This is a genomic window from Aggregatimonas sangjinii (assembly GCF_005943945.1).
Taxonomy (GTDB): domain Bacteria; phylum Bacteroidota; class Bacteroidia; order Flavobacteriales; family Flavobacteriaceae; genus Pelagihabitans; species Pelagihabitans sangjinii.
In genome coordinates, this window is record NZ_CP040710.1 from 2,587,501 (window position 1) to 2,606,789 (window position 19,289).

At 45.3% G+C, this 19,289-nt stretch carries 15 protein-coding genes, 2 tRNA genes and 1 rRNA gene; 8 read left to right on the top strand and 10 right to left on the bottom strand.

All coding sequences use genetic code 11. The features are described from left to right. Nucleotides 1-154 precede the first annotated feature (154 nt). The 3 genes from FGM00_RS10720 to FGM00_RS10730 all read right to left on the bottom strand — a co-directional run bounded on the left by FGM00_RS10720 (nucleotide 155) and on the right by FGM00_RS10730 (nucleotide 2,273). Nucleotides 155-228 (bottom strand) — tRNA-Ala (locus tag FGM00_RS10720). A 257-nt stretch (nucleotides 229-485) separates the two neighbouring features. Continuing rightward, nucleotides 486-559, bottom strand: a tRNA-Ile gene (locus FGM00_RS10725). Between the two features lie 184 nt (nucleotides 560-743). Beyond that, nucleotides 744-2,273: ribosomal RNA gene (locus FGM00_RS10730) — 16S ribosomal RNA — on the bottom strand. Between the two features lie 924 nt (nucleotides 2,274-3,197). On the opposite strand from FGM00_RS10730, the gene thrS reads away from it, so the two are divergent. The 4 genes from thrS to rplT all read left to right on the top strand — a co-directional run bounded on the left by thrS (nucleotide 3,198) and on the right by rplT (nucleotide 6,594). After that, nucleotides 3,198-5,135 carry a threonine--tRNA ligase gene (gene thrS, locus FGM00_RS10735; RefSeq protein ID WP_138854687.1) on the top strand — a complete coding sequence of 646 codons (1,938 nt, stop codon included), beginning with the start codon at nucleotides 3,198-3,200 and terminating at the stop codon, nucleotides 5,133-5,135. Nucleotides 5,136-5,243: 108 nt separating this feature from the next. Further along, complete coding sequence (gene infC, locus FGM00_RS10740; protein WP_262711088.1) at nucleotides 5,244-5,792, top strand: translation initiation factor IF-3; 549 nt, start codon at nucleotides 5,244-5,246, stop codon at nucleotides 5,790-5,792. 137 nt (nucleotides 5,793-5,929) lie between these two features. Continuing rightward, nucleotides 5,930-6,127, top strand: coding sequence for a 50S ribosomal protein L35 (gene rpmI / locus FGM00_RS10745; protein ID WP_138852906.1), 198 nt, complete (start codon nucleotides 5,930-5,932; stop codon nucleotides 6,125-6,127). Nucleotides 6,128-6,249: 122 nt separating this feature from the next. After that, nucleotides 6,250-6,594: a 50S ribosomal protein L20 gene (gene rplT, locus FGM00_RS10750; RefSeq protein WP_138852907.1), complete on the top strand. Its 345-nt coding sequence runs from the start codon at nucleotides 6,250-6,252 to the stop codon at nucleotides 6,592-6,594. 262 nt (nucleotides 6,595-6,856) lie between these two features. Here the strand turns inward: rplT and FGM00_RS10755 are convergent, their stop codons facing one another. Continuing rightward, nucleotides 6,857-7,279, bottom strand: coding sequence for a secondary thiamine-phosphate synthase enzyme YjbQ (locus FGM00_RS10755; RefSeq protein WP_138852908.1), 423 nt, complete (start codon nucleotides 7,277-7,279; stop codon nucleotides 6,857-6,859). Between the two features lie 275 nt (nucleotides 7,280-7,554). On the opposite strand from FGM00_RS10755, the gene FGM00_RS10760 reads away from it, so the two are divergent. Then, nucleotides 7,555-8,358 (top strand): HAD family hydrolase, encoded by an 804-nt coding sequence (locus FGM00_RS10760; protein ID WP_138852909.1) that lies wholly within the window; start codon nucleotides 7,555-7,557, stop codon nucleotides 8,356-8,358. Nucleotides 8,359-8,636: 278 nt separating this feature from the next. Here FGM00_RS10760 and FGM00_RS10765 read toward each other — a convergent pair whose 3' ends face one another. From FGM00_RS10765 to tgt, 6 genes are all read right to left on the bottom strand, one after another. After that, a complete protein-coding gene (locus FGM00_RS10765) occupies nucleotides 8,637-9,893 on the bottom strand; it encodes an asparagine synthetase B (RefSeq protein WP_138852910.1) in 1,257 nt (418 codons plus the stop codon). A 366-nt stretch (nucleotides 9,894-10,259) separates the two neighbouring features. After that, a complete protein-coding gene (dnaB, locus tag FGM00_RS10770; protein ID WP_138852911.1) occupies nucleotides 10,260-11,807 on the bottom strand; it encodes a replicative DNA helicase in 1,548 nt (515 codons plus the stop codon). Nucleotides 11,808-11,974: 167 nt separating this feature from the next. Continuing rightward, nucleotides 11,975-12,928 (bottom strand): acetyl-CoA carboxylase carboxyltransferase subunit alpha, encoded by a 954-nt coding sequence (locus FGM00_RS10775; protein ID WP_138854688.1) that lies wholly within the window; start codon nucleotides 12,926-12,928, stop codon nucleotides 11,975-11,977. Between the two features lie 42 nt (nucleotides 12,929-12,970). Next, nucleotides 12,971-13,876, bottom strand: coding sequence for a DMT family transporter (locus FGM00_RS10780; RefSeq protein ID WP_138852912.1), 906 nt, complete (start codon nucleotides 13,874-13,876; stop codon nucleotides 12,971-12,973). 7 nt (nucleotides 13,877-13,883) lie between these two features. Next, nucleotides 13,884-14,966: an LptF/LptG family permease gene (locus FGM00_RS10785; RefSeq protein ID WP_138852913.1), complete on the bottom strand. Its 1,083-nt coding sequence runs from the start codon at nucleotides 14,964-14,966 to the stop codon at nucleotides 13,884-13,886. Continuing rightward, nucleotides 14,966-16,096, bottom strand: coding sequence for a tRNA guanosine(34) transglycosylase Tgt (gene tgt / locus FGM00_RS10790; protein ID WP_138852914.1), 1,131 nt, complete (start codon nucleotides 16,094-16,096; stop codon nucleotides 14,966-14,968). Before tgt ends, FGM00_RS10785 begins: the two co-directional genes overlap by 1 nt. Before the next feature lie 539 nt (nucleotides 16,097-16,635). Here tgt and FGM00_RS10795 point away from each other — a divergent pair. The 3 genes from FGM00_RS10795 (at nucleotide 16,636) to FGM00_RS10805 (ending at nucleotide 19,218) form a co-directional block, all read left to right on the top strand. Beyond that, nucleotides 16,636-17,481 (top strand): transketolase, encoded by an 846-nt coding sequence (locus tag FGM00_RS10795; protein ID WP_138852915.1) that lies wholly within the window; start codon nucleotides 16,636-16,638, stop codon nucleotides 17,479-17,481. Nucleotides 17,482-17,616: 135 nt separating this feature from the next. After that, nucleotides 17,617-18,570, top strand: coding sequence for a transketolase family protein (locus FGM00_RS10800; RefSeq protein ID WP_138852916.1), 954 nt, complete (start codon nucleotides 17,617-17,619; stop codon nucleotides 18,568-18,570). A 48-nt stretch (nucleotides 18,571-18,618) separates the two neighbouring features. Further along, nucleotides 18,619-19,218, top strand: a complete 600-nt coding sequence (locus FGM00_RS10805) for a porin family protein (RefSeq protein WP_138852917.1) — start codon at nucleotides 18,619-18,621, stop codon at nucleotides 19,216-19,218. Nucleotides 19,219-19,289: the final 71 nt, after the last annotated feature.

A 19,289-nucleotide genomic window follows, 5' to 3' on the forward strand; every position in this document is an offset into this window, starting at 1 on the left:
TTTTACGACACATACCACATCTCCGAGGAAATGAAAATACGTACCGTCCCAATATGTCAATGAACTTAAAGCCCCCTCCGACTCCCCCAAAGGGGGAGGGCACTTACTCGTGCCGGTTCCTCCCCGCCATAGGCGGGAGGTTAGGAGGGGCTCGTGGAGAATATCGGAGTCGAACCGATGACCTCCTGCGTGCAAGGCAGGCGCTCTAGCCAGCTGAGCTAATCCCCCGTTTTCCAGTCGGCGGTATTCAGTATGCAGTTAGCAAGAACTAAATCCGCACAAGGGTTGCGCAACTTCTGGAATTTCCAGTATTTCAATCTCAATGAACTTAAGGCCCCTCTGCCCTGCGGGCATCTCCCCCAAGGGGAGAAGGTACCGCTCCTTTTTAAACCCTCCCCTTGCGGGGGAGCCGGAGGGGGCTCCGTGGTCCCGGGCGGACTTCCACCGTAGGCGGATGAACTTCTCGCCTTCCCTGTCCTACGTTGTAGTCCCGGGCAGACTCGAACTGCCGACCTCTACATTATCAGTGTAGCGCTCTAACCAGCTGAGCTACGGGACTCTCCCGGATGTGCCATCGGCACACCGTTCCTTCTATATTATTATATCGTAAAGACCAACATCGCATATCGCGTATTTTTTGGGACCTCGTTCTAATCGAATCGAGGGGACGGGGCACGGAAAAGGCCTTCAGGGGCCGATGGGCTCTCGTCGCGCACCGTATCGCTACGGCGCGCGAACTCTAGAAAGGAGGTGTTCCAGCCGCACCTTCCGGTACGGCTACCTTGTTACGACTTAGCCCTAGTTACCGATCTTGCCCTAGGCCGCTCCTTGCGGTGACGGACTTCAGGCACTCCCGGCTTCCATGGCTTGACGGGCGGTGTGTACAAGGCCCGGGAACGTATTCACCGGATCATGGCTGATATCCGATTACTAGCGATTCCAGCTTCACGGGGTCGAGTTGCAGACCCCGATCCGAACTGTGACCGGTTTTGTAGATTCGCTCCGCCTTGCGACGTGGCTGCTCTCTGTACCGGCCATTGTAGCACGTGTGTGGCCCAGGACGTAAGGGCCGTGATGATTTGACGTCGTCCCCACCTTCCTCGCGGTTTGCACCGGCAGTCCCGTTAGAGTCCCCATCATGACATGCTGGCAACTAACGGTAGGGGTTGCGCTCGTTATAGGACTTAACCTGACACCTCACGGCACGAGCTGACGACAACCATGCAGCACCTTGCAAAACGCCCGAAGGAAAAGGTGTCTCCACCCCTGTCGTAATGCATTTAAGCCCTGGTAAGGTTCCTCGCGTATCATCGAATTAAACCACATGCTCCACCGCTTGTGCGGGCCCCCGTCAATTCCTTTGAGTTTCATTCTTGCGAACGTACTCCCCAGGTGGGATACTTATCACTTTCGCTTGGCCGCCCATCCGCCTAAGGCGGACGGACAGCTAGTATCCATCGTTTACGGCGTGGACTACCAGGGTATCTAATCCTGTTCGCTCCCCACGCTTTCGTCCATCAGCGTCAGTACACAATTAGTGAGCTGCCTTCGCAATCGGTGTTCTATGTAATATCTATGCATTTCACCGCTACACTACATATTCCGCCCACTTCACTATGACTCAAGACCGACAGTATCAAAGGCAGTTCTACAGTTGAGCTGCAGACTTTCACCACTGACTTACCGGCCCGCCTACGGACCCTTTAAACCCAATAATTCCGGATAACGCTCGGACCCTCCGTATTACCGCGGCTGCTGGCACGGAGTTAGCCGGTCCTTATTCTTACGGTACCGTCAGCCGCCTACACGTAGGCGGGTTTCTTCCCGTACAAAAGCAGTTTACTACCCATAGGGCATTCTTCCTGCACGCGGCATGGCTGGATCAGGCTCCCGCCCATTGTCCAATATTCCTCACTGCTGCCTCCCGTAGGAGTCTGGTCCGTGTCTCAGTACCAGTGTGGGGGATCCCCCTCTCAGGGCCCCTAACCATCGCCGTCTTGGTAGGCCGTTACCCTACCAACTAACTAATGGTACGCATGGCCATCCCTTACCGGCCGAAGCCTTTAACCGTCCTATAATGCTATAGAAGGTACCATGGGGCATTAATCCAAATTTCTCTGGGCTATTCCCCTGTAAAGGGCAGGTTCCATACGCGTTGCGCACCCGTGCGCCGGTCGCCGGCAGAGTGCAAGCACTCCCCGCTGCCCCTCGACTTGCATGTGTTAGGCCTGCCGCTAGCGTTCATCCTGAGCCAGGATCAAACTCTTCATTGTCGATTCTTATATAATATATCGCCCTCGACCCCTATAAGCTATCCCGGCCCCGTCTCTCGATAAGATCAATTCTTATCTTTGGTTCCAAAAAATTCTATTCCCCCGGCCCCCCGTTAAAAGAGACCGGGCGCGATGTCCACTCCCATTTAAAAAAAAAGAAGTGGACCTCTGTTGTCTTTACAATATGTCAATGAACTGTTGTCGTGAAACTACTTTTAGTCTCCGTGCTTTTTGAAGCGTTGCTCCCTAAGCGGCTGCAAATATAACACTGTTTTTTTAACTAACAATCTTTTAAAAAGAAACTTTCAAAAAATTTCTAAAACAGCTTACACAACTTTCACAGAACGTAATTTCAAACTCCCTTTAACAAACAAATCCTCTGTCGTTAGCGGGCTGCAAATGTAACATGCTTTTTTAACCTACAAAGCAATTTGAACATCTTTTTTGAAATAATTTCAAACTACTTCTACAACCTCTTATCGATGAGCTGCTTAGCCCTTCGATTATTTTAAAAGGGCATTAAAAATACCATATTTTGTCGGTCTGGACAAATTTTATTTCATAACCTTCGCGTAGTGCGTTAGGGATCGCAGCGGCATCCCCATAAGGCCATCAAGGCCTTATGGGATACAGCGGAGTGCCCGACCTCGCCGCGGCGGGGTAACGCCCAAATGCAACAGCGTTATCACCGATACCTTATCATAGATATATAAACGCCAGGTTAGAAAGTATGGATAAACAACCAGGGGGCAACTTGACCGACAGTAGCCAGCTTCAAATCTTAATCATCGAAGAAATCGGAATTAACCTTGACATTATATTATTGGGAACGACGACTTGTTCCAGCCCATAGAACAATATAAAGAACTTTATTGTGCCTATCGATACTACACCTTATCTTTGCCCACTATATTAAAGAAAGAAATGATCAACATTACACTACCCGACGGTTCGGTAAAAGCACATGAGAACGGCAGCACCCCAATGGATGTCGCCAAAGATATTAGCGAAGGGCTGGCACGGAACGTTATTTCGGCAAAGTTCAACGATACCATTGTTGAGACCAGCACACCTTTGCACGAAGACGGCGCGATTACCTTATATACATGGAACAGCCCTGAGGGAAAAATGGCTTTCTGGCACTCCTCTGCCCACATATTGGCACAGGCACTCGAAGCGCTTTACCCAAATATTAAACTTTGGGTGGGACCTGCCATCGAAAACGGATTTTATTACGATGTGGACCTTGGAGACGAAAGTATATCGGACAAGGACTTTAAGGCCATTGAAGACAAGATGTTGGAAATAGCGCGCGGGAAGTACGATTTTAAAATGCGCGAAGTGAGCAAGGCCGAAGCTTTGAACTATTATAAAGGAAAGAACGAGTATAAGGTGGACCTTATCGAAAAACTAGAAGACGGTACCATTACCTTTTGCGACCACGACAGTTTTACCGACCTCTGCCGCGGCGGCCATATTCCGAATACCGGTATCGTAAAAGCGTTTAAGATTTTGAGCGTGGCCGGGGCCTACTACAAAGGGGACGAGAATAATAAAATGTTAACGCGTGTCTACGGTATTTCATTTCCCAAGCAAAAAGAACTTACCGAATACCTGGCCCTTTTGGAAGAGGCCAAAAAAAGAGATCATCGAAAGCTTGGCCGGGAATTAGAACTTTTCACCTTCTCGACAAAGGTAGGCCAAGGTCTTCCGCTTTGGCTGCCCAAGGGAGCCGCGTTACGGGAACGGCTCGAACAATTCTTGAAAAAGGCGCAAAAGAAGGCCGGTTATGAAATGGTGATGACACCGCACATTGGTCAAAAGGAGCTCTACGTTACCTCCGGCCATTACGAAAAATACGGGGCCGATAGCTTTCAGCCTATCAAAACCCCGAAAGAGGACGAGGAGTTTTTGTTAAAGCCAATGAACTGTCCGCATCATTGTGAGATTTACAATGCACGCCCATTCAGCTACAAGGAGCTACCAAAACGTTACGCTGAATTCGGTACGGTATACCGATATGAACAGAGTGGCGAACTTCACGGATTGACTCGCGTGCGCGGCTTCACCCAAGATGACGCACATATTTTCTGTACCCCGGACCAAGTAGATCAGGAGTTTAAAAATGTAATCGACCTTTCATTATATGTACTGGAATCTTTGGGTTTCGATAATTTCACTGCCCAAGTATCCGTTAGGGATCTGGATACCCCTGAAAAGTACATTGGAACCGTCGAAAACTGGGAAAAAGCCGAAAATGCCATTATCAACGCGGCAAAGGAAAAAGGGTTGGATTATATTATAGAAAGTGGAGAAGCTGCGTTCTATGGTCCAAAACTCGATTTTATGATCAAAGACGCTCTAGGACGCAACTGGCAATTGGGTACGATACAGGTCGATTACACCTTGCCGGAACGTTTTGACCTTACCTATAAAGGTAGTGACAATGAATTGCATCGCCCCATTATGATTCACCGCGCACCTTTCGGTAGTATGGAGCGGTTTATCGCGTTGTTGCTGGAGCATACGGGCGGCAATTTCCCGCTTTGGTTGACCCCGGAACAGGCCATAATTTTATCGGTAAGCGAGAAACATGAAAAATATGCCCAAAAAGTTTCAGATTACCTAGAAAATAACGAAATTCGCGCCCTCGTTGACAACAGAAACGAGACCGTAGGTAAGAAAATACGGGAAGCGGAGATGAATAAAATTCCGTTTATGCTTATCATGGGAGAAAATGAAGAAGCTAATGAGACCGTCTCGGTACGAAAACACGGCGGCGAGGATTTAGGTTCAATATCCTTGAAGGAGTTCAGGGACTTGGTGAATACCGAAATTAATAGTACCTTAAAGTCGTTTTAAAAGGGCCCCACCCGGAATTGTGGGAAAAGCAAATTCGACCTCTTGAAAGCAGCAGCAAAATAGAGGCAATTTAGATAATAGTTTAATTAAAAAATATAAGTCATAGCAATACGTAAAAGATTTAGGCCCCAGCCTAGGAGGGAAAATAAAAACCCTCATAAAATAAACAAGAAAATTTTAGCTCCCGAAGTTCGATTGGTCGGTGACAATGTCGAAGTGGGTGTTTACCCTATTCGAGTCGCACTGGACAAAGCCGACGAAGCGGGATTGGATTTAGTCGAGATTTCGCCGAATGCGGCACCGCCTGTATGTAAGATCATCGACTACAAGAAGTTTCTTTACGAACAGAAGAAACGCGAGAAGGCGATGAAGGCGAAAGCCTCGAAGGTGGTCGTAAAAGAAATCCGGTTCGGACCGAATACGGATGATCACGATTACGAGTTTAAAAAGAAGCACGCCGAGAAGTTCTTAAAAGATGGTGCGAAGCTAAAGGCTTACGTTTTCTTTAAAGGACGGTCTATCGTTTATAAGGATCAAGGTGAAATTTTGTTATTGCGCCTTGCCTCGGAATTGGAGGAATTAGGAAAGGTAGAACAAATGCCGCGATTGGAAGGGAAGCGAATGACCATGTTCATTGCTCCGAAAACGAAGAAATAAAAGCCCCTCTCGCAATAGCCTTTGGCGATTACGGTCTCCCCCAAGGGAGACATTAAGAAGTGAAAAAGATTAAAGCGCTGCCCAATTTTGAGGCGGCGTTTGAAATGATAAAGTGAGATTAATATAAATAGGAAAAAATGCCTAAACAGAAAACAAAATCGAGTGCCAAGAAGCGTTTTAAGCTTACCGGCACCGGTAAAATCAAAAGAAAGCACGCTTTCAAGAGTCATATCTTGACCAAGAAATCGAAAAAGCGCAAGCTAGCTTTAACACATGACACCTTGGTACACCCAGCGGATGTCAACAGTATTAAAGAGCAATTACGATTAAAGTAAGCGCCCTTTAGGTAATTATTAACCATGGAGTTGGGCCAACACTTCGACTGTGCTTATTGCGACAGATTGAAGTGACCAAAGTGTCGCTAATCGACCGCCTACTACAAAAACAATTTAAAATTATGCCAAGATCAGTAAATGCAGTTGCTTCTAGAGCCAGAAGAAAAAAGGTGATGAAGCAAGCCAAAGGTTACTTTGGAAGACGTAAAAACGTATGGACCGTCGCGAAGAACGCGGTTGAAAAAGCAATGTTATACGCCTACCGTGACCGAAAGAACAAGAAAAGAACCTTTCGTGCCCTATGGATTACGAGGATTAACGCCGGAGCGCGAATGCACGGGATGTCGTATTCCCAATTTATGGGAAAAGTAAAAGCTAGCGGAATTGAATTGAATCGCAAGGTGTTGGCCGATTTGGCCATGAACCATCCTGCGGCTTTCAAGGCCATTGTAGAAAAAGTAAAATAGATTTAAGAATATATCTCACTGAAAAAGGCCGTTCCGATTCAAAATCGGGACGGCTTTTTTGATGGTGGATGTCAGGTGTTTGATGCGCGGGGCGCGGTGTTTGATTCGTGATGTTAGGGCTGGCTGTGCGGTGCTGAGTGTGTGGTTTTTTGGGTTTCTGGTTTTTTATTTCCTGATTCTTTTTTCTTGGTTCTTTTTTCTTGGTTCTTTTTTCTTTGTCTCTTCTCCCTTCTCTTACCTTCGCCGAATCGGGCGAAAAGCGTCAGGTTCCATACGCGGATATGACGATATTTCTTCCGCTCGCGTGATCACGATGCTCGCACAGATAAATGCCTTGCCATATACCCAAATTCAACATCCCGTCGGTTATCGGAATTTGAACGGATGCGCCCATCAAAGAGGCTTTGATATGCGCTGGCATGTCGTCCGGACCTTCGTAGTTATGGATGTAGTACTTCGCATTTTCAGGAACCATTACATTCATATGGCTTTCAAAATCCTGACGAACAGTAGGGTCTGCATTTTCGTTGATGGTCAAACTTGCGGAAGTATGCTTGATAAACACCTGCAGCATTCCAGATTGGATTTGGGCTATTTCGGGAAAACTTTCGAGAACGGTTTCCGTAATTAAATGAAACCCTCTTGCATACGCTTTTAGGCGGAGTTCTTTTTGATGGAAAATCATACCGTTAAAATAGGGACTTTTTAGGAACTTTCAACAGGCCCCCTTTTGTCTTCCTCTCCTCCCAGGTCGTCGTCGGAGACGAGGCGGGCACCTCCCCACAAGGGGAGGGTTTTCGAATTCCTTTTCAAATCTTTCTGGCTTCCTCTCCTCCAAAGTCGTCGTCGGAGACAAGGCGGGCACCTCCCCGGCGCGAAAGGATAAAGTTTGGATTCTTGGTAAAACTAACCGATAATCCCACCTAATACAAATACCTTTGTTGCTCGAATTGATGTTATATGGATTTATCGAATATTAAAATGGTGGTCTCCGACATGGATGGTACCTTATTGAATTCCAATCATGAGGTGAGCCATCGCTTTTTTGAACTCTTTGAAAAATTGAAGAAACGAGATATTCTCTTTGTTGCGGCTAGCGGAAGACAGTACAATAGTATTCTAGACAAACTACAAGATATTAAAAACGAAATCGTCATCGTCGCAGAGAATGGTGGTTATGTTATGCGCAAAGATGAAGAATTACTCTCCACTTTATTGCCCAAATATCAGCAAGACATTATTTTAAAAACACTTTCCGAAATTGCGAATATCAATACTGTATTGTGCGGGAAAGAGCACGCCTACCTTACTGGGGAATCGGATGCCTTTGCCAACATGCTACGACAATATTACTCCGCTTTTGAAATCGTTGAGGACTTGCGTCAAGTAGAAACCGACATTCTGAAAATCGCCATTTATCATTACGAAAGTTCAGAGGCACATATCTATCCTTCCGTACAACATTTGGAAGGAGATTTAAAAGTAAAAATCTCCGGTCCAAATTGGGTCGACATTTCAAGTCCGAATGCCCATAAAGGTTTCGCACTTCAGAAACTTCAAGAGCGTTACGATATTACTCCCGCAGAAACCATGGTTTTCGGTGATTACAATAATGATCTGGAAATGTTGGCGCTAGCCGATTTTAGCTTTGCCATGGCAAATGCGCACCCGAATGTGAAACAAGTTGCCAAATTTCAAACGGCCAGTAATGACAATTTTGGAGTGGAGCGGATTTTGGAGCAATTGGTTCTTGCCTCATCTTGAACCAAAGCCTTTATGAGCTATTGAATACAATGTTAGAGAGAGAACAGGCAAGCGCATTGCATAATTTATTTTGACTTTTACGCTCGAACTTTTAATTCGGAGACGAATTACAGGAATGTTCGCTAATGAGGTGCCATCAAAATCATAACCATGGTACTTACCAATCCATTGGATTATTTCACCGAGGGACCCGGAGTAAACGCAAAGGTTTATCGAGTGAAGCCTTTTTCAATTTGAACATGTGTTCGTGCTTGAATCTGTACTTGACGCTCCAACGTTTAGGTTTTTTGCTTTTTCTTCTGCGCAGCGGGGAATAATACGTTGTTTAGAATTAGGCGGTACCCAGGGGAGGTCGGGTGCAGCTCCAACTCCGTTTTGGGGTCCCCTACCCGATGTTGGTAGTCTTCGGGGTCATGCCCACCGTAGAAAGTGAAAAACCCTTTTCCCTTTATCCCGTGGATATAACGTGCTTCTTGGTTGATTTTGTTTTCCCCCAACACCATGACCGTCGGTTTAATTCCTTTTCGATCAAAGGAAGTGGTTTGTCCCATAAAGCCTTTGACCAGTGCCGTATGATTTTGGCAGAGCATCGTTGGTACAGGATCCCATTTAGCGGAGAAATCCATTAAGGAAAAATAATCCGATTCTTTCGGAATACGCCTTTTGGCTGTCATATCGATGGACGAAAATTCGTATTGCAACGGACTTCTTTCCAAGACAAAATCCTGAAATGCAAAGGTCTTTTTAAAGTCCAGTTTGCTCTGGTAATTGGCCTCGGAAGGATCGCCATCGAACATGGGTTCGCAAATATCCACTCCGTCTGCCGCCAAGGCGATATCGAAGCTATCGGTTGCAGAACACATGGCGAACATAAATCCGCCACCGATAACATAGTTCCGGATTTTAAGTGCTACGGCCCGCTTTTCTTCCGACACCTTGCTAAAGCCTAGCTTATTTGCCAGAGCCTCTGCGTTTTGTTTCTGCTCGATGTACCAAGGTGCCGCCCGATAGGATCCGTAGAATTTACCATATTGCCCCGTAAAATCCTCGTGATGCAGGTGCAACCAATCGTATAGCACCAATTTATCCTCAAGTACCTCTTCGTCATATACCGTTTCATAGGGAATCTCAGCATAGGTCAACACCATGGTTACCGCGTCGTCCCAGGGCTGGTTTCCTTTTGGGGAATAGACCGCAATTCTCGGTGCCTTCTCCAAAATGACCGCTTCTTGGTTCATAGAAGGGCTGCTGATATCATCCAAAATACCCTGCGCCTGACCGTCCGATAAGATTTCAAAGGAAACCCCCCTGATTTGACATTCCTTGCGAATGGCATCTCCATCAGGTAACAAAAAGGAGCCGCCACGGTAGTTGAGCAGCCATTGCACTTTTTGTTGTTTGGAGAGCACCCAATACGTTATTCCGTATGCTTTTAGATGATTTTTTTGGCCCTCGGCATCCATAGGAATTAGGATTGACGAGGCTGACATATGTACAGAAAAGAGAATACAAATCAAAGGAAAAAAACTTCTCATACAATTCGTTTTTTGGGAATCTTCTCAAAGATATAGGAAAATCGGGTGTGACGGATTTTACGCGTAGTTAAAGATTATAAAAAATACTCAGTGTAATTTGCTGGAGCTGCGGTATATCAATCGCTAAATTTAAACGCAAAGAGCGCTAGGAAAATCGCAAAGGACGCAACGATATCATCCCGACATTCGAGGTGCTAGGCAATAGGTCTACCCTAGGTCAAAGGATGCACAAAATTCGTAGCTGCGGTTTGCTTGGCCAGCGCTAAAGCGAATCATACGGAGCACAGCATACTGAACGGAAAACTGGCTGAAACAGCCAATCAGCTATTCAAATGTACCCGTCGACGTTAGGTTTGAAGTTGTATTTTAAAAGGGAACGTCGTTGTCCTCATCAGGCAAGCCATCATTGAGCGAGCTGCCAAAGGCCTCATTGGCATCGGGAAGATTCTTAGTAATAAATGGATTATCCTCGTTGGCGTTCATTTTTGATTGGAATTCGAACGGGGAATCAAAATCGTCGAGATTATCAAACTTACCGAGGTTGCCGATAAATTTCAGACGAATATTTTCCAGACCACCATTTCGGTGCTTGGCCACGATAAATTCGGCCTGCCCTTGGGTCGGGGTACGTTCCTCATCGTCCCACTCGTCGATTTTATAATATTCCGGTCGGTAAATAAACGATACGATATCGGCATCTTGCTCAATCGCTCCAGACTCCCTAAGGTCGGAAAGCAAGGGGCGTTTACTGCCACCACGAGTTTCTACCGCTCGCGAAAGTTGGGATAGTGCAATCACGGGCACGTTCAACTCTTTGGCCAAAGCCTTTAAGTTACGGGATATGGTTGAAATTTCTTGTTCCCTATTCCCACCTTTTTGAGTGCCCCCGGCTGTCATTAATTGCAAATAATCGATAATGACCAATTTAATTCCGTGTTGGGATGCCAGTCGCCTTGCCTTGGCCCGAAGGTCGAATATGGACAAGGAAGGGGTATCATCGATGAACAGGGGGGCCGTCTCCAAGGCTTTTACCTTGACGTTTAACTGCTCCCATTCGTGTTTTTCCAACTTGCCTGTACGCAATTTTTCGGAAGAAAGCCCAGTTTCCGAAGAAATCAGACGTGTAATCAATTGTACGGATGACATCTCACAAGAAAAAAAGGCCACGGGAATACCGTGATTGACGGCCATATTCTTGGCCATGGAAAGCGTTAGGGCCGTTTTACCCATACCGGGTCGTGCCGCGACAATAATCAAATCACTGGGTTGCCATCCAGAAGTGAGCTTATCTACTTTATCAAATCCGGATGGAATACCACTGAGCCCCTCCTTGTTCGCGATTTCTTCGATGCGTTTCTTGGCTTGAATGACCAAATTTTGGGCCGTCTCCGCAGAGCGTTTTAAATTGCCCTGGGTAACATCATATAGTTTGGATTCCGCTGCGTCCAAAAGGTCAAAAACATCAGTACCTTCATCATAGGCCTCCTCGATTATTTCGTTGGAAATCTTGATCAAACTTCGCTGAATGTACTTTTGAAGAATTATACGGGCATGAAACTCGATATGCGCCGAAGAAGCTACCTTTTGGGTCAGTTTTATCAGGTAAAAATCCCCTCCGATTACCTCTAAATTCCCGTCTTTCTTTAATTGGGACGAAACGGTTAATAAATCGACCGGTTCCGAAGTTTCAAATAATTTGAAAATTGCTTCATAAATATGCCGGTGCGCATCCTTGTAAAAAACCTCAGGATGTAGGATATCTATTACTTCATCCACTCCTTTTTTATCAATCATCATTGCACCCAATACAACCTCCTCTAAATCAACAGCTTGAGGCGGAATTTTACCACGTTCCAAGTTGATGATAGTCGATTTATCTATCTTTCGAGCTATTAAGGGTTCTGTTCTTTCCATTGGAGCGAAAGTATGCAATTAACCTTAAGTTAACGTAAAGTGCTTCGTTACGATATCAACATAAGGTCAACAATTATACTGTTGATAAGTTACAATTTTGTGTTGATAACCAAAAAAATCCGCAAAATAAATTCTGCGGATTTTTTTCATCTTGTTGAATCGGTAGTTTAACCGTTAAAAACACCCATCTTGGCATATTTATCCATGCGTTTGTCAACCAGTTCTTTTGGTGATAACTTTTCGAGTTGCTCAAAATGGGTGGAAATTTTATTCCTGACTATCTCAAAAGTCTTCTCCCGATTTGCGTGAGCGCCACCCGCAGGTTCACGAACGATTTCATCGATCAGTTTTAATTTTTTCATGTCGGTAGCGGTCAATTTCAATGCCTCGGCAGCCAATTCCTTATACTCCCAACTTCTCCATAAAATAGAAGAACACGATTCAGGGGAAATCACTGAATACCAAGTATTTTCCAACATTAGCACCACATCGCCAACCCCGATACCCAAGGCTCCGCCCGAAGCACCTTCTCCTATAATCACTACGATAATCGGCACCTTTAGCCGTGTCATTTCCATAATATTACGCGCAATTGCTTCACCTTGACCCCGCTCCTCTGCTTCGATACCTGGATAAGCTCCGGGAGTATCTACAAAACAGACTACAGGAAGGTTGAACTTCTCTGCGGACTTCATCAAACGAAGGGCTTTCCGATATCCCTCAGGATTCGCCATTCCGAAATTGCGATATTGTCTTGTCTTGGTATTGTATCCTTTTTGTTGACCGATAAACATATAGCTCTGGTCGCCGATTTTGCCCAAACCACCGATCATAGCCTTATCATCCTTAACACTTCGGTCGCCATGTAGTTCTAAAAAGGTGTCCTTGCAAATGGCATTGATATAATCCAGTGTATACGGCCGATTCGGATGCCTCGACAACTGTACGCGCTGCCATGCGGTCAGGTTTTTATAAATGTCCTTTCGGGTATCGGCAAGCTTTTTCTCGATTTGTTTGCAGGTCTCGGTCACATCGACATCACTTTCCTCGCCAATAATCATGCACTTATCTAATTGCTCTTCGAGCTCTTTAATGGGAAGTTCAAAATCTAAATATTCCATAAATTTCCAATAAATAGGTTTGGTTGGCACAAAGATAAAGTTTTATGAAGAATCGCTATCGGAACGGTGATTTTTTAATTTGACTTTGTTCTTCGCTATCCCATTGGCCACCACTGTCACCAAGATAATCGTTGCGCCTAAATAAAAAAGCGGGCTCATTTTCTCTTCTTCGCCTAATAGAAAAAACGCTAGAATAATCCCGTACACCGGTTCTAGATTAATAGTGAGCATGACGGTATAAGGCGAAAGATGCCGCATAACCTTTACCGAAGCAATGAAGGCATAGGCCGTACAAACGGACGCTAAAATAAAAATATACATCCAATCATTGTTCGATAATTGAAAAAAGGCGCTGTCAAATGCCCCAGTCGCCATCAAGTAAATGGAAAGGAACAACACTCCGGCCCCCAATTCATAAAACGAGATCACCGCTGGGCGTGCCTTGTGTACCAGCTTGCCATTAATAAGCGAAAAGACCGCTGCCAAAAAAGAGGACATCAGCGCGATACCGATTCCGTAGGCATATTCAGTCTCTACCTTGAAAATAATAAGCAGGCCTGCGATGACCAATACCCCAAAAAGGATTTCGTAAAAAATTATTTTTCTTTTGTATACAATCGGTTCGAGAATGGCGGTAAAAAAAGCACCGGTAGACATGGTTGCCAATGCAATCGAAACCGTGGAAACCTTTATTGCCAAAAAGAAGGTGACCCAATGCAGCGCAATCAATACACCGCCGGTAAGCATCCATAGCATGGTTTTTCGGTTGGTTCTTAGCGGGAATCTTTTGAACGCGATAAAACCAAAAACCAATACTACGGCGATCAACATGCGGTACCAGACCAAGGGCAATGCAGCAATGGTAATGAGCTTACCCAATACAGCGGTAAATCCCCAAATAAATACTATAAAATGTAGGTGAACGTAGTCGTTTGGTTTGGTGTTCATCTACTGATCAACGTTTGGCCTTTTGCAATAAGTAAAAAGCGGTCAACCCGAACATCACGTTTGGGATGACTACCGCCAACAAAGGTGAAAAACCCGCCTGTTCTGCCAAGGTACCGAAAACCTTATCGAAAAAAATAAAGATAAACGCAACGAAAATACCGAAGGCCAGATTGAGTCCCATCCCGCCCCTACGTTTTATAGACGATACCGCCACCGCTATTATGGTCAATATAAAGGCCGTAACCGGCAAGGCCCATCTCCTGTATTTGACCAAGAGATAAGCATTGATGTTGGATGCTCCTTTTTGCTTTTGATCCTCTATAAATTGATTCAGTTCAAAAAAGTTCTTCGTTTCGGCCACGTAGGAGACCGGTGTAAGGTCGCTAATATCAAACGTGAACAGGGTGTCGAGCCTTCTCTTGGTTTCCATAATTTCAGTTTCACCCCTAACCCGTCGTTTTGCGTAGGACGTGAGCCTGTACAGGGTGTCTTTTTCCATCCAACGGATATTCGCCGCACTGATCTTAAAATCGAGCTGGTCATTGTCATCAAAGCGTTCGAAAGTAAAATTATAGCCGATTTGCCTTGCAGGATCGAAACTGCTGACATACAGAAAATCATGCTCGTTCAACTGTGTGAAAATATTATTGGTAACCCTGTCCTGTCTACCTTTTTTCAGGTATTTGAATTTGAATTCATTAAATCCCGCACTGGCCTTGGGAACGATAAACATGCCCATTAAAAACATCAATAGCGCGATTATGGATGCACCGATAAAATAGGGTCGCAAGAACCGCCCAAACGATACACCGGAACTCAAAATCGCCACAATCTCGGTATTACTGGCCATCTTGGAGGTAAAGAAAAGAATGGAAAGAAAAAGAAATATCGGGAAAAGCAGGCTACCTATATATAAGGTAAAGTTGCCGTAATACATCAAAATTTCATTCAGAGGCGCCTCGTTATCTATCATCTTACTGATCTGCTCTGCCAGGTTGGCCATAATTCCGATAGGGATAAAAAGCAAGATCATCACGAAAAACGTAACGAGGTATCTCTTCAGAATATATTTATCGAGTATGGTTAACATCAGAGCCTTTTATCCATTTGCTTGACCATTACGGTTTTCCAATCGGCAAAGTCACCGGCTAAAATATGCTTTCTTGCCTCGCGAACCAACCACAGGTAAAAACCTAGGTTGTGTATGGTGGCGATTTGTTTTGCCAGATACTCGTTCGCGGCAAAAAGGTGGCGTACATAGGCCTTCGAATATTCGCGATCTACAAAAGTGGTGCCCATCTCGTCCAGCGCGGAGAAGTCGTCTTCCCATTTTTTGTTTCGCATATTCATGGTGCCGTGGGCCGTAAAAAGCATACCGTTTCTGGCGTTTCTGGTCGGCATTACGCAATCGAACATATCTACGCCTAAAGCAATATTTTCAAGGAGATTTATCGGTGTACCCACACCCATTAAATAACGTGGTTTATCTTCGGGCAAAATGTCGCAGACCACCTCGGTCATGGCATACATTTCCTCTGCCGGCTCCCCTACGGAGAGTCCGCCTATGGCGTTCCCCTCCGCCCCGACTCCCGCAATATACTCGGCAGATTGTTTTCGAAGATCCGTGTACGTCGACCCTTGTACTATGGGGAAGAAAGTTTGCGCGTAGTCATATTCATACGGTGTTTTTTCCAAGTGGGCTATACAACGATCGAGCCAACGGTGCGTCATGTGCATCGAGCGTTTGGCATAATCGTATTCACAAGGATAGGGTGTGCATTCGTCAAAGGCCATGATGATATCCGCCCCGATAACGCGCTGAATCTCCATAACATTTTCAGGTGTAAACCAATGCATAGAACCATCGATATGTGACTTGAACTTGACGCCTTCTTCTTTGATTTTTCTATTGGCGGAGAGTGAATATACTTGATAGCCACCACTGTCGGTAAGGATGTTTCTATCCCACCCCATGAATTTATGAAGTCCGCCAGCCTTTTTTAGAATATCGATTTTGGGTCGGAGAAAAAGATGGTAGGTGTTGCCCAGTATGATATCGGGATTTACTTCTTCCCGCAATTCTTTTTGGTGCACCCCTTTTACGGAGGCCACGGTACCCACTGGCATAAAGATCGGGGTTTCTATCGTTCCATGGTCGGTAACCATGGTTGCGGCCCTAGCCTTGCTCTGCGGGTCTTTGTGTTGTATCGTGAATTTCAAATGTGCTGATTCTGGTCGCAAATATAATCAACTGGCCTGTTTAAGTTTCCTAAGGGGGTTATAAAATTCAGGTTTCGGGTTTGAGGTTTCGGGTTTCAGGTTTCAGGTTTCAGGTTTCAGGTTTCAGGTTTCAGGTTTCAGGTTTCAGGTTTCAGGTTTCAGGTTTCAGGTTTCAGGTTTCAGGTTTCAGGTTTCAGGTTTCAGGTTTCAGGTTTCTAGTAATAACCTATTAAATGTAATCATCCTACCTTTGTTTAGGCTTAATGTTTTTTTAGTTTTTGTTTGTCAGCAAATAAAATAGTGCGCTCAATGACGAACTAATTAGCCATTTGGAATCGCCATAATGCCCGCAAGTTTTTAGGTGCAGGGTGCGCTATGCACTCCTCATTCGTTCTACAAAGGACTTCATTCCCACAGCAACTCAATCGCAGCATTCGAGACTGGTTTGTGCTTGAACTTCATTTCGTTGATAACTCCTAATAAGTACCCTTGCGTACACAAAAGAATGCGGTTATTTTTGAACATCTTAAATTATGACAATGCCGAAACTAGAAGACTTACAGGATATCGTTCAACAAACGCGAAGAGACATTCTTCGTATGGTGCATAAAGTGAATTCGGGCCATCCAGGAGGTTCTTTGGGGTGCACTGAATTTTTCGTTGCGCTATACCATGAAATCATGGAATTGAAGCAGGACTTCGATATGGATGGTGATGGGGAAGACCTTTTTTTCCTTTCGAACGGCCATATTTCGCCGGTTTGGTACAGTATCCTTGCCCGTAAAGGTTTTTTCCCTGTAAGTGAGCTCAGCACCTTTCGCGAGCTTGACTCACGGCTGCAAGGCCACCCGACCACGCATGAAGGTCTCCCTGGCGTACGAGTAGCCTCGGGATCGTTAGGTCAAGGCATGTCGGTCGCTATAGGTGCTGCATTGGCAAAAAAACTAAACGGTGATCAGCACATCGTTTATAGTCTACATGGGGATGGAGAGCTACAGGAAGGCCAGAATTGGGAAGCGATCATGTATGCATCGGGCAATAATGTGGATAACCTCATCGCGACCATCGATCGTAACGGACAGCAGATCGACGGACCTACGGAAGAAGTACTACCCCTCGGGAATTTAAGGGAAAAGTTCGAGGCTTTCGGATGGGACGTACTGGAAGTAAAGGACGGGAATAACTTAGAAGCAGTCATTAAGGGATTGAAAGAGGCTAAGGTAAGAACCGGAAAAGGAAAGCCCGTATGTATGATTTTGGATACCGTAATGGGGAACGGAGTCGATTTTATGATGCATACCCACGCTTGGCATGGCAAAGCCCCTAACGATGAGCAATTGCAGGATGCCCTAGCACAAAATCCGGAAACTTTGGGAGATTATTAAAGCCGTCATCTTATTACAGGAAAACGAATGTTTTTATACATCGATTGAAAAGGTAAGCAGACCTATACGGTTTTCCAAAAAGCAAAATAATTGAATGAATTGATTTCCGCTCGAGCGGAAATGAAAAATAATAGCATGAAGCAATACACAGACCAAGGTAAGAAGGATACTCGAAGTGGGTACGGGGCAGGAATGACCGAACTGGGAAGAAGCCACCCCAATGTGGTAGCCCTATGCGCCGATTTAGTAGGCTCGTTGAAAATCGAAGACTTTATCGCCGAAAATCCGGATAGGTTTTTTCAAACCGGCATTGCAGAAGCGAATATGATGGGTATTGCAGCCGGGCTGACCATCGGGGGTAAAATTCCCTTTGCCAGCACCTTTGCCAATTTCGCCACGGGTCGCGTTTACGATCAAATTCGACAGTCTATCGCCTACTCCGGTAAAAACGTCAAAATCTGTGCTTCACATGCGGGGTTGACCTTGGGTGAGGATGGGGCAACGCATCAAATTTTGGAGGACATCGGTATGATGAAAATGCTTCCTGGAATGACGGTCATCAACCCCTGTGACTTTAACCAGACCAAAGCGGCCACTTTGGCCATCGCAGATCACGAAGGGCCGGTATATTTACGTTTTGGGCGTCCAAAAGTGCCTAATTTTACCCCTGCGGACCAAAAGTTCGAGATTGGAAAGGCGCTTTTGCTTCAAGAAGGTACTGACGTAACGATTATCGCGACGGGACATTTAGTATGGCCTGCATTGACGGCCGCCGAAAATCTAGAAAAACAAGGCATATCTGCCGAGGTCATTAACATACACACCATAAAACCTTTGGATGAAGAAGCCATCTTGAAATCCGTTGAGAAAACGGGATGCGTGGTCTCCGCGGAGGAGCACAATTTTCTAGGTGGACTCGGTGAAAGTATCGCGAGAACCCTTGCCCTTCACCTTCCATCACCACAAGAATTCGTAGCGACACAAGATACGTTTGGCGAGAGCGGAACAGCCGACCAACTGATGGACAAGTACGGTCTAAACAATAAATCTATCGAAGATGCCGTTCATAGGGTAACGAACAGAAAATGATAATGGTATCGTTTTTGATACCATTCTACAGTATTAAAAACGAGAACTATGAAAGTAACAAAGAGTATTCTGCTATGTGCGGTCTTTGCCCTTATCGGAGCTACCGCTTTTTCACAATCAGATTCAGGATTCGGTATTAAAGGTGGCCTTAACTACAATGGTAATGGCGATTATTTCGAATCTATCGGGGACGCTGCCCGAGAGCCCGACAGAAATTTAGGTTTCCATATCGGATTATACGGCAAACTAGAGCTCGGTAGGCTCTACGTTCGGCCAGAAGTGTTCTACACCAAAACAAAATCGGACTATGATGACGATACCTTTGATATGAGTAAAATCGATTTACCGGTGCTATTGGGTGCCAAAATCATCGGCCCCGTACATATTTTTGCGGGTCCGTCATTTCAATATATTATAAATACCGAGTACGACGGAATTACGATTGAAGACATTGAAAACGATTTCTCGGTAGGCTTGCATTTTGGCGGGGGGGTCAATTTGGGAAAATTGGGCATCGACTTGCGTTATGAAAGAGGGTTTGGAGATAATGAAGGCCGCTTCATCAATACCAATATCACATCGCTACCCCAGAGTAGAATAGACACCAGACCGGAACAATTGATTTTAAGTCTTTCTTATCGTCTTTAGAAGGCGGGATGCTCAAACGGCAATCCTGACTCGTTGCTAGCTATGCGCCCCTTATATTTTATGTCTTTCCG

Bases quoted from the DNA above. Each gene is read 5' to 3' on its own strand.
- thrS (WP_138854687.1), top strand. From the start codon at position 3,198: ATGATCAACATTACACTACCCGACGGTTCGGTAAAAGCACATGAGAAC.
- FGM00_RS10765 (WP_138852910.1), bottom strand. From the start codon at position 9,893: ATGAGAAGTTTTTTTCCTTTGATTTGTATTCTCTTTTCTGTACATATG.
- FGM00_RS10785 (WP_138852913.1), bottom strand. From the start codon at position 14,966: ATGTTAACCATACTCGATAAATATATTCTGAAGAGATACCTCGTTACG.
- FGM00_RS10795 (WP_138852915.1), top strand. From the start codon at position 16,636: ATGCCGAAACTAGAAGACTTACAGGATATCGTTCAACAAACGCGAAGA.
- FGM00_RS10780 (WP_138852912.1), bottom strand. From the start codon at position 13,876: ATGAACACCAAACCAAACGACTACGTTCACCTACATTTTATAGTATTT.
- FGM00_RS10775 (WP_138854688.1), bottom strand. From the start codon at position 12,928: ATGGAATATTTAGATTTTGAACTTCCCATTAAAGAGCTCGAAGAGCAA.
- rpmI (WP_138852906.1), top strand. From the start codon at position 5,930: ATGCCTAAACAGAAAACAAAATCGAGTGCCAAGAAGCGTTTTAAGCTT.
- FGM00_RS10805 (WP_138852917.1), top strand. From the start codon at position 18,619: ATGAAAGTAACAAAGAGTATTCTGCTATGTGCGGTCTTTGCCCTTATC.
- dnaB (WP_138852911.1), bottom strand. From the start codon at position 11,807: ATGGAAAGAACAGAACCCTTAATAGCTCGAAAGATAGATAAATCGACT.
- rplT (WP_138852907.1), top strand. From the start codon at position 6,250: ATGCCAAGATCAGTAAATGCAGTTGCTTCTAGAGCCAGAAGAAAAAAG.
- FGM00_RS10800 (WP_138852916.1), top strand. From the start codon at position 17,617: ATGAAGCAATACACAGACCAAGGTAAGAAGGATACTCGAAGTGGGTAC.
- FGM00_RS10760 (WP_138852909.1), top strand. From the start codon at position 7,555: ATGGATTTATCGAATATTAAAATGGTGGTCTCCGACATGGATGGTACC.
- FGM00_RS10755 (WP_138852908.1), bottom strand. From the start codon at position 7,279: ATGATTTTCCATCAAAAAGAACTCCGCCTAAAAGCGTATGCAAGAGGG.